The 8,941-nt window shown below is 59.1% G+C and carries 12 protein-coding genes; 8 read left to right on the top strand and 4 right to left on the bottom strand.

Features of this window, described 5'->3' with window-relative positions; translation table 11 throughout:
- The first annotated feature begins 85 nt into the window (after positions 1 to 85).
- Complete coding sequence (locus PDM28_RS04545) at positions 86 to 334, top strand: hypothetical protein (RefSeq protein ID WP_311183940.1); 249 nt, start codon at positions 86 to 88, stop codon at positions 332 to 334.
- Positions 335 to 357: 23 nt separating this feature from the next.
- Here the strand turns inward: PDM28_RS04545 and PDM28_RS04540 are convergent, their stop codons facing one another.
- Complete coding sequence (locus tag PDM28_RS04540; protein ID WP_311183939.1) at positions 358 to 726, bottom strand: response regulator; 369 nt, start codon at positions 724 to 726, stop codon at positions 358 to 360.
- A 154-nt stretch (positions 727 to 880) separates the two neighbouring features.
- Between PDM28_RS04540 and PDM28_RS04535 the strand changes: the two genes are divergently transcribed.
- Entirely contained in the window at positions 881 to 2,023 is a 1,143-nt protein-coding gene (locus PDM28_RS04535) for a two-component system sensor histidine kinase NtrB (protein ID WP_311183938.1), read from the top strand.
- Position 2,024: 1 nt separating this feature from the next.
- Positions 2,025 to 2,375 carry a response regulator gene (locus PDM28_RS04530; protein WP_311183937.1) on the top strand — a complete coding sequence of 117 codons (351 nt, stop codon included), beginning with the start codon at positions 2,025 to 2,027 and terminating at the stop codon, positions 2,373 to 2,375.
- 42 nt (positions 2,376 to 2,417) lie between these two features.
- Here PDM28_RS04530 and PDM28_RS04525 read toward each other — a convergent pair whose 3' ends face one another.
- Positions 2,418 to 2,852 carry a hypothetical protein gene (locus PDM28_RS04525; protein WP_311183936.1) on the bottom strand — a complete coding sequence of 145 codons (435 nt, stop codon included), beginning with the start codon at positions 2,850 to 2,852 and terminating at the stop codon, positions 2,418 to 2,420.
- A 142-nt stretch (positions 2,853 to 2,994) separates the two neighbouring features.
- Positions 2,995 to 3,291: a helix-turn-helix domain-containing protein gene (locus PDM28_RS04520; RefSeq protein ID WP_311184639.1), complete on the bottom strand. Its 297-nt coding sequence runs from the start codon at positions 3,289 to 3,291 to the stop codon at positions 2,995 to 2,997.
- Between the two features lie 130 nt (positions 3,292 to 3,421).
- Between PDM28_RS04520 and PDM28_RS04515 the strand changes: the two genes are divergently transcribed.
- The 3 genes from PDM28_RS04515 to PDM28_RS04505 all read left to right on the top strand — a co-directional run bounded on the left by PDM28_RS04515 (position 3,422) and on the right by PDM28_RS04505 (position 4,925).
- Positions 3,422 to 4,198, top strand: a complete 777-nt coding sequence (locus tag PDM28_RS04515) for a hypothetical protein (RefSeq protein ID WP_311183935.1) — start codon at positions 3,422 to 3,424, stop codon at positions 4,196 to 4,198.
- A gap of 71 nt (positions 4,199 to 4,269) precedes the next feature.
- The gene (locus PDM28_RS04510; RefSeq protein WP_311183934.1) at positions 4,270 to 4,584 is read left to right on the top strand and encodes a hypothetical protein; all 315 of its coding nucleotides are present in this window, start codon (positions 4,270 to 4,272) and stop codon (positions 4,582 to 4,584) included.
- Complete coding sequence (locus PDM28_RS04505) at positions 4,581 to 4,925, top strand: hypothetical protein (protein WP_311183933.1); 345 nt, start codon at positions 4,581 to 4,583, stop codon at positions 4,923 to 4,925. The genes PDM28_RS04510 and PDM28_RS04505 overlap by 4 nt, the downstream gene beginning before the upstream one ends.
- A gap of 58 nt (positions 4,926 to 4,983) precedes the next feature.
- Here PDM28_RS04505 and PDM28_RS04500 read toward each other — a convergent pair whose 3' ends face one another.
- Positions 4,984 to 5,316, bottom strand: coding sequence for a GrlR family regulatory protein (locus PDM28_RS04500; protein WP_311183932.1), 333 nt, complete (start codon positions 5,314 to 5,316; stop codon positions 4,984 to 4,986).
- 173 nt (positions 5,317 to 5,489) lie between these two features.
- On the opposite strand from PDM28_RS04500, the gene PDM28_RS04495 reads away from it, so the two are divergent.
- Positions 5,490 to 6,512, top strand: a complete 1,023-nt coding sequence (locus tag PDM28_RS04495) for a toll/interleukin-1 receptor domain-containing protein (protein WP_311183931.1) — start codon at positions 5,490 to 5,492, stop codon at positions 6,510 to 6,512.
- A gap of 929 nt (positions 6,513 to 7,441) precedes the next feature.
- On the top strand, positions 7,442 to 8,374 hold the full coding sequence (locus PDM28_RS04490) for a hypothetical protein (RefSeq protein WP_311183930.1): 933 nt from the start codon (positions 7,442 to 7,444) through the stop codon (positions 8,372 to 8,374).
- The last annotated feature ends 567 nt before the right edge of the window (positions 8,375 to 8,941 follow it).

The raw sequence follows: 8,941 nt of genomic DNA, 5'->3' as shown, positions 1-8,941 counted from the left end.
CCCCGTGCAGCCCCTTCATGACTACGCTAACGCCCCAATCATCCGGGTTCCCTCATGCTGCGGATACTGAGACAGGGGGCAGCGCATGAACACCATTGGATTATTTAGCATCGAGCGGTTCGAGGCCGTCTTCAATGCCGCCGGCGGCGTGGATCGTGTGACAGGGGTCACGCTGAACTGCGGCCGCTGCGACAGGGCGTCCACTTCAGACGACCATGCGTTGGTCCATCTGCCCGGAGGCACCTTGGTCCGCTGCGAACATTGCGGCACGCACCAAGCCGTCAGCAACGCAAAGATTGCGGAGTGGGATCGACAGTCCACCCTCGAAGCCTAGGAAGGATCAGCGGTGACGCCCCGCTAGAGCGATTGCGCCAAGCGATCCAGCATCTGACCGATGTCGCGCAGCCTGAACGGCTTTTCCAAGAGGTAGCCGCCTTGGAAACGCTCCGGCAAGTTGTTCGCACCAAAGCCGGTGGTGAAAACGAAGGGGATGCCTCGGGCGATCAGCGCGTCAGCAACCGGAAAAGAATCCTGGCCATTGAGGTTGACGTCCAGCACTGCTACGTCGAACCCGCCTGCTGCGGCCTTGCTCAACGCGTCTTCCAAGCGTTCGGCGCGTTCCGTCACGCTGTGGCCCAACTGGGTGATCGTCTGCTCGACCACGTCCATCAACGTCGGCTCATCCTCCACCAGGAAGACATGGAGCTTTTTGTTAGGGAGCAGCATGGTGGATCTCCACTGAGGCGTGAGGTCGGGGGCAACGCCGGAGTCTGACCCATACAGCCTAGTGTAAGGACTGGGTGAAGGAAGCGTCAAACCTGCTTCTTTACGAATTTTTTACAAGTCGGCCACTACCTTGGCGGCAACCCGAGGATGTCCAGTGACCCCACGTTCGACCACGCCACACGGCCTCAACGACGAATCGCGCCAGTTTTCGCTGTTGGTGAACTCTGTCACAGATTACGCGATCTACATGCTCGACCCGGAGGGGGTCATTCGCACTTGGAATCCAGGCGGGCAGCGCATCAAGGGCTACCTCGCCGAGGAGGTCATAGGGACCAACTTTGCACGGTTTTATCTCCCCGAGGAGGTCGAGGCAGGCCTGCCGCAGCGAAACCTGCAAACCGCTGCAACCGAGGGTCGCTATGTCGATGAGGGGTGGCGCTTAAGGCAGGACGGGACCCGATTCCGGGCCAGTGTCGTGATTGACCCCATTTATGAAAATGGCGAGTTGTTGGGTTTCGCCAAGATCACGCGCGACATCACCGAGCGGCACACGGCCCAGGAGCAGCTTGAGGAGGCGCAGCAGAGCCTGCTGCAGGCCCAGAAGATGGAGGCGATCGGCAAGTTCACCTTGGGCCTGGCCCACGACTTCAACAACCTGCTGACCATCATCGCTAACTGCCTTGATCTGCTCAGCCTTCGCGTCAAGGACGGCGCGTTGGCCACTTTGGTGGACACCGCGCAGCGGGCCATTGAACGCGGTGCCCTGCTGACCCGGCAGTTGCTGACCTTCGGCCGCGGCCAAGCGCTGGCGCCCGAGGAATTGACGCTGGCGGGTCTGTTGGAGGACATCCAGCCGCTCCTCCAGCGGGCAGCAGGCGGGAACATTCGGCTGTCCGCAGCCGTCCCCGCTTCTCTTCCCGCCCTAGAGTTGGATCGGTCGCAGTTGGAGGCGGCGATTCTTAACCTGGTGTGCAACAGCCGGGACGCGCTCCCCCACGGCGGGAACATCGAGATCACAGCGTCTGCGCAGCAGCTACGGGATCCGTCTCGACCGGATTCGGCGCTTCAGACCTACGTCTGCGTGGCCGTTACAGACAATGGGGAAGGCATTTCCCTGGCCGACCAAGCTCGCGTGTTTGAGCCGTTCTTCACTACCAAGCCCGTCGGGCGTGGCAGTGGTCTCGGGCTCAGCCAAGTGTTCGGCTTCACATCCCACTCCAAGGGCTTCACCCAGCTCGCCAGCACGCCAGGCCAAGGCACGCAGGTCACGTTGTGCTTCCCGGCTCAAGAGGTCTGAAATGGCTATTAATGTTCTCTTTGTAGAAGACGAGGACGACCTGAGGTCGGTTGTTGTGGAAGCCCTCGCGGGCCAGGGCTTCGCCGTTACCGCAGCCAGCAATGGGGTCGAAGCGATCGCAAAGCTCCGAAGCGAGACCCGATACGAGGTCGTCGTGACCGACGTTTGCATGCCTGAAGGCGTCTCTGGTCTTGAGGTGGCCGCCGAGGTCGTGAATACCCAGCCACAAGCCCGCGTGCTGGTGGTCTCTGGCTTCCAAAAGGCGCAGCTCCCCCCCATCCCGCCAGGCGTGCGCTACCTTCCCAAGCCCTATCGCTTTACCCAGCTCATCCGTGCTATACGGGAAGAATGAGCAGGTGCAGGCGCGGCCGGCCCGTCCTGCAAAGGTTAATTCCTAACCGGTCGGGCGCTCCAGGCCATCGTCGACGTCAACGATGCGGACATACGTCTCGACCATCGATTCGCTGAGCTCCACTCCGCAGCGAAACCCATTCATAAGGGCCCCGACCAAGTAGCGGTGAATGTCGCTGCGACCAACCTCCACGTGGGATTCGTCATCGCGATTGACGTGCTTGACCGAATTGCGAAGGCCAACCATGTCGTCCTCGATTTCACGGTAGCGCAGGTCTGGGCGAGTCGTCAGTTGCCTCGCATATTGCAGCATGTGCTCACCCACGGCAGGGGTGTCGTTGGTCGCGGGGAGGCACCGAAACATGTCTTCCGCTGTCCCTGCCAAGAGCACGACGCTCGCCGGGTGGGCATCTGCGAGATACAGCTCACAAGCCGCCTGCAAGTGACCGATAGCCATTTGTAGCTTGGTAAGGCGCATGGGCTGCCAGTGGAAGGTGAGAGCGAAATCATACCCGGACCGCCTTTCGCCCGACATTCATGCGGCGCTTGCACACCGATTTCGGCTGATCAAAAAGTCTGAAGCGCAGGACGCGTGTCGCGAGCAGGCTGGGAAGGCAAGACTACTGCGCTTGGCTCAACTGCTTTGCTAACTCAACGCGCTGGCTGGCCGTGAGCTTGGAGAGCGCCAGCACGACGGCGGCCGTCGCTTCGTCTTCGGCGACCAGATAAGCCATTGGGACACCAAGCACGCCCGCCAACTTCCCCAGCCCGTCCAGGTCGATGCCACTGACCTCGGTCTCGTAGCGATTGACCCGGCTGCTGGCCAGCTTCTTATCGAGGCCCATCAAAACCCCCAGCGCTCGCTGACTGGCGATGCCGCGCAGTTCTCGGGCCTGTTTGAGGCGGGCGGCGAACAGGGAACGGGCGGCGGTGCTGGGCAAGTGAACGGATGTTGAAAACTCGGGTGGACAGCATGACGTGGTCCCTCAATGCATGGCAGACTCTTCATGAAATGTAGCACCCTCCCGACCAACCACAGGGGTTTTCATGAAGAAGATCGAGACACGGATCGCCACCGCCCTCGCGGCCGCACTGCTGCTGACCGCCCAAGGGGCAGCCGCGCCGAGCCACCCCGAGCAGGAAGAAAGGCCCAACAAACCGGGATTCTTTCGGCAGCTGGGCAGCAGCCTGAAAGACGCTGGGCAGCAGATGGTGGGGGTCAAACCGACCCAAGGTGGGGCCAACGCGAGTGCGGATGGCGGGGCCATCTACGTGCCCGTCAGCGGCGCGGGGAAGCTGCCTGGTCTGTTTAAGCAGGACAACCACCAGCAAGCCCAACTTGGGAAGCTCGACTGGCCTCGGGTGGCACTGACCTACACCGAATGGGGCACGACCCTTCCTTGTTGGACCGTCGAGGCGAGGATCTGGACCAGCGCCAGCGCCTCCACGACGGAGACCTTCCGCACCTGCGCCAATGCCGCCTTGACCGAGACGGACGACTTGGGCGACTCCGCCGAGCTGAACACCTCGGCCCTCTGGAAGGGCCGGGACACGTTGATGGGGGTTCGCGTGCCTCCCAGTAAGCCCAACACCGGGGCAACCCGCTCCTCTGGCCCCACCCCGCCCAGCCAACCGTTCGTGGTCAACGTCTCCCGACCTGGCGTGTCCGACAAGGCTGTCCAGGTGGCGCTGCGCGTGGCGTGGGTCAGCGGCTTTATCCAAACCGCCGACATCTACCCCGGCGCTTCTGGGCTCCTGACCCCCTTCAAGGACGGTCGCATGTGGATTGCGGGCTTCAAGCCTGAAGGAAACCGGGACCGGTAAACCGGCCCACCGGTTCGTTTATTCCCTAGGGCGGCCCACCGCCGCCCCTGCTCAACTCTCAAGGAATGACTATGAAAGCACCGAAGATTGCCTTCGCCGGCTTGGCGACCGCGTTTGCACTGACTGCCTGCGGCGGCCCGCCTTCCAGCAGCGATGCCGAAAAGGCATTGGCCTCCCTTCTTACCCAGAGCGGAGCCGGTCAGATCACCAACATCCAAGACTTCCAGCTCACCGGGTGCGTGGAGGCCCAGGACACGGCGGGCTATCGGTGCGACACCACGGGGAAGGTGACCATCGACATTGGCGGCCAGCAGGTGCCTGTCCCGGTCAGCAAAAATCTTCGGTATGCCAAGGAGTCGGGAACCTGGAAGGCCTACGCCAAATGAGTGCTCCGCCGCCTCCCCTTTCCGGCCAACCGGCGCCCGTCGACCGCAAGTTGATGACCCCCAGGGACCGGTTCTTCTGGTGGTATTCGGGTGCCCTGCTTCTCACTGGACCTTTCGGGTTCGTCGTCGGGCCGCTCTTGGCGCGACGCGCAACCCGGAAGGCGGCGCTTCGCTATCCGGTCGAGGCCCGAGCAGCTCAGGCACGCGATGTGGGCTTTACGTGGTGGCAGTGGTGGATCATGACGCCGCTGACGCTGATGGGCGCTTTCTGGGTGTTTGGACTTTTGAGTGGGTTGCCAATGTTCCTTTTCGTGCTTTACGCACACCTGACGCAGGCCTAAAAGCATTCGCAGAATCAAAAAAGGCCCCCTAGTTGGGGGCCTTCTTGTTGGGGGTCTGTCAGGCCGCAGGGCCCAGATAGCGTCCTTCTGCTGTCAACGTAGCTTCTGAGTGCCCAACGATGCTGCCCTCAGCGATGAAGCCAGATGCCGTTGCGATTCCTTGAAAATCGAGCTCGAACTGGTCGAGTCCACCGAACACAGATTCAGAGGCCGGATCCCAGCGCTTGATGGTCAGCTTGGCTGTAAAACCAGCGCCACTGCCCTGCTTAAACCCTGAATACGTGTAGCCAGAGTCGCCACCATTGACGCCCTCCCCCTTGAATACAGCGATACCCTCACCCACGCCCTGCATGTTCGACGAGAAACGCACGTGGTAAATGCCGTCTTTCATTGTCACACCTCCACTGGGTTGGAGACCCATTAGATCACCCCTTGGTCTCACCTAACGCGACGCCTAAAAGCGACATTCAGGGATGGGGTGGCACGTTTTGTGCCATGAACCAGAATCGCCTACATTTGGATAGAATCTAGCCCACGAAACTACGCCCCAGCGCCCTAAGGAGCATGATCTTGCCCAGCGTCTTCTTTTCCTATTGCCACGCAGACGAAGAACTCCGCGACCAGCTCGAAAAGCAGCTAGCAATGCTTAAGCATCAGGGGACTATCGAAACGTGGCACGACCGCAGGATCGTTGCCGGCCAGGAGATCGATAAGACGATTGATGAGCACATCAACTCCGATGACATCATTCTTCTGCTGGTCAGTCCCGACTTCCTTGCCTCTCCTTACTGCTATGACCGGGAAATGAAGCGTGCGCTGGAGAGGCACGACTCGGGCGAAGCAATCGTCATCCCTGTCATCTTGCGGGCCTGCGAATGGCATCACGCCCCCTTTGGGAAGCTTATGGCTACCCCAACCGATGGCAAGCCCGTAAAGCAATGGGCTGATCTGGACGAAGCTTTCTTGCAAGTGGCCAAGGCCGTTCGCGCTGCTGCGGCTGAGCATGCACGAAAGATAGGCGTAACCGAAGCGGATCGGGTGCCCGCCTCATCTTCGCCGCTGCTTGCCCGTCCCACCATGCCAACCGAAGCTGCCAACCGCAGTCCCGAAGCGACCTCAGGACCGCGCTCCAGCAATCTGCGATTGGCTAAAGCTTTCACGCAGCGTGACAAGGACCACTTCAAAGCGGAGACCTTTGAATACATAGCCAAGCACTTTGAGAATTCCCTGAGCGAACTCCAACGGCGCAATCCAGGCTATGAAGGCACGTTCCGGCGCGTGGACGCTAATCGATTCTTTGCCACCATCTACGAAGACGGGCACGACGTTGCTCGAGCAACCGTCTACCTTGGCGGGATGCTCGGAGGCATTCACTACATGCAAGGCGAGACGCTTGACAGCAACTCCTACAACGAGGCCCTCACGGTTGGTCATGATGACCAATCGTTATTCCTTACTAGCATGGGGATGTCGGCGTTCGGCTCCAATCGCGATCAAAAACTTACCCAGGAAGGCGCGGCAGAGCTTCTCTGGGAGCAACTGATCGCGCCACTTCAAAGCTCTAGCAATCATCCCAGGAGGCGCTGAAGTGATTACGACAGGCGAGTTTCACGTGGCAAGTGCAAGCTCCTGCACTCCGCTTTCGCTGCTCCTCCCCAGAAGGCACTTGGACGAACCATTGCTCATCGGGAACTCGCCGAGCGGGAAGAGCGCCTGCCTCGTGTTGAGCGGACACCGTCAATTCTCCTGGTTTGAATCGGAGGGTGCGGATGGATGGATCGGATTAGCGTATCCCTCGGTGCGCATCGAGATGGATGAGACCAGTGTCTTCAGCCCCGACTACACACAAGTCGCCTTGGGCAACCTGATACGAAAGGGGACTTGCTTGGCGGTCTGCGCCAAATCCCATGAGTTTCGAGGCCAGAACTTCGTAATCGTGGAGGACAACCTTCCTTCTACAGGGGAGATTTCCGTCGGTTTCACTCGATGGCAGGTCGTTCTTGGCCATGGGCCCGAGAAAAACGTATTGTTCAAGATTGGACCGTCAGCCGATGCTGACCTTCCCAAAGCGCCTTAGGCACGTGGAACGAATCTCTCCCCGGCACTACCCGCGCGTCGCCTAGCGCTAGCTGATGACCCATCGGACGGCACATCCTGCTGGGCCGCGCCGCCTCGGCATTCCTCGGACTTTTCGGACTCGTCGTCGGGCCGGTCGTGGTCCCACGCGTAACGTGGAGGGCAGCTTTGCGGTATCCGTTTGAGGAGCGCGGCTTAGGGCAGGGGCACTAGTTCACTTGGTGGAAGTGGTGGACCATGACGTTATTGAGTCTGATAGGCGCCTCGTGGGTGTTTGGCCTGCTGAGTGGGTTGCCAATGCTTCCATATGTCCTCCACGCAAAGCTCTCAGGATAGACCTCCCACATCTCGCAACAGGTACAATGGCCGCTCGCTGCTATGATCGAGCTGCAAGTTGAAAAACCAACTTCCACTCTACTTTCAAGATAAGGAATATGGCCATGGATGATCTTTGGGAAGTATCTGTAGTAGTCGGAATCAGAGATACGCAATGGGTGCTAACTAAAGACACCATTCCCGATCCAACATTCAATCTTGCGGGCAACGCTGAAGGCAGAGCCGGCGATATAGCTACGGCATTAAACGGCAGGTTTTTCCTCTTTGAAGCGAAGTCCCAGAGGAGCGAGTTCTCATCAGAGTGGCGACCAAGAAAGCGGGGGAAGGACAAGATTCGGCGGGCCAAGTATGCGTATGAGAAGCTAATAAAGACGGCCACCGAAGTTGATCACAGCCAGCCGCTATCACAACAAAATGCGTTTAACATGCTGCTTCGCTCATCACTCTGCCACTATTTCGCGTATTGGCAGGACAAGGACAAAGATAGCGCAATCGAATCAATCTGCTTGTCCCCCTATTTCATCGAAACAGCGCTCGGATCTTTATCCAGACTCACAGACCCATCCACCATTAAAAAGACAGCGGGTTGCTTTGATTTGACAATAGCCGATGGCAATCCGTGCGCGGCCTTTACCTTGGCTTATGCCTTTGAGAAAAGGCTAGGCGTGCGAACGCAGCAGAGCACTGATTGGTTCGAAATAGGTCTCGGACCTGAAGAATTCCAAAACTATCTTAACTTCCTTTGCGAGGACAGCGAAGGCGGCACCGAGCCGCTCAACCTTATAGCTTTCTCCACAACAGGTTTTATGAGGATCGCAAAAACCGTTGCTGATTTGAGCTCGATAGCCATGAGCCTATCTCTAACGCCCGAGCCAAACACCAAGCCAACCCCACCCCTGCAACGTTGGGCAAAGTGTCAGAGCGACGTTCTCGCGCTAACGCCCCAGCCAGACCAGAAGCTACAAACGAGTCACCCCGTTAAAGCCTACACCCCATCAACGACGCAGGTTGGCCCGAACAAATGCGGACCCAAGTGAGCTGATCTTTATCCCAGGAAAAAACCTCCTCGAATAATTCGACAATGTTGTCGTCAATGGGTGCGTCAGAAGAATTAGCGAGCTTTAGCACGTCGCCGCCCGCCTGCTCATTACAAGACTCCACGTGTGCTCTCCCATCAAAGGCCAACTACATTCATAGCAAGGATTCACTTGAAGTCAAATCCATGGTGACATGCTGGACCTTTGAGATACCGCGGACAGAACCTGTTCGTCTACAATCATGGGACACAACACAGGACACTTGTCCGGTTTGCGATCTGCTGCAGGGTCAAGAGGTTAGGTTCGGGTCGATCCGATCCCCCTCTCTCCGCCAGATCAATGAAGAAGCCGCCCCATGGGGCGGCTTTTTTATTGGTTTGGCGGAGAGAGGGGGTGATCGAAGCCACGCCGGGTTCGACGGATTCGACCGGAGCGAATCCGGACAGCCGAATGGCTGGCCCCTCTGCGCCTGCGCGGAGGGGCGGGGCCCATGGATGGGCCCCGCAATCCCCGGCAATGAAACGGCCACCATCGTCCCGAGTTCGACCAAACGCCCGGACAAGCACC

This window comes from Stenotrophomonas aracearum, assembly GCF_031834615.1.
Lineage (GTDB): Bacteria > Pseudomonadota > Gammaproteobacteria > Xanthomonadales > Xanthomonadaceae > Stenotrophomonas > Stenotrophomonas aracearum.
Note: the sequence above shows the minus strand (reverse complement) of the source record. Positions and strands in the feature narration are given on the sequence as shown.

Coding starts and splice junctions, on each gene's coding strand:
- PDM28_RS04545 (WP_311183940.1), top strand. CDS start 86: ATGAACACCATTGGATTATTTAGCATCGAGCGGTTCGAGGCCGTCTTC.
- PDM28_RS04540 (WP_311183939.1), bottom strand. CDS start 726: ATGCTGCTCCCTAACAAAAAGCTCCATGTCTTCCTGGTGGAGGATGAG.
- PDM28_RS04530 (WP_311183937.1), top strand. CDS start 2,025: ATGGCTATTAATGTTCTCTTTGTAGAAGACGAGGACGACCTGAGGTCG.
- PDM28_RS04525 (WP_311183936.1), bottom strand. CDS start 2,852: ATGCGCCTTACCAAGCTACAAATGGCTATCGGTCACTTGCAGGCGGCT.
- PDM28_RS04515 (WP_311183935.1), top strand. CDS start 3,422: ATGAAGAAGATCGAGACACGGATCGCCACCGCCCTCGCGGCCGCACTG.
- PDM28_RS04510 (WP_311183934.1), top strand. CDS start 4,270: ATGAAAGCACCGAAGATTGCCTTCGCCGGCTTGGCGACCGCGTTTGCA.
- PDM28_RS04505 (WP_311183933.1), top strand. CDS start 4,581: ATGAGTGCTCCGCCGCCTCCCCTTTCCGGCCAACCGGCGCCCGTCGAC.
- PDM28_RS04500 (WP_311183932.1), bottom strand. CDS start 5,316: ATGAAAGACGGCATTTACCACGTGCGTTTCTCGTCGAACATGCAGGGC.
- PDM28_RS04495 (WP_311183931.1), top strand. CDS start 5,490: ATGATCTTGCCCAGCGTCTTCTTTTCCTATTGCCACGCAGACGAAGAA.
- PDM28_RS04490 (WP_311183930.1), top strand. CDS start 7,442: ATGGATGATCTTTGGGAAGTATCTGTAGTAGTCGGAATCAGAGATACG.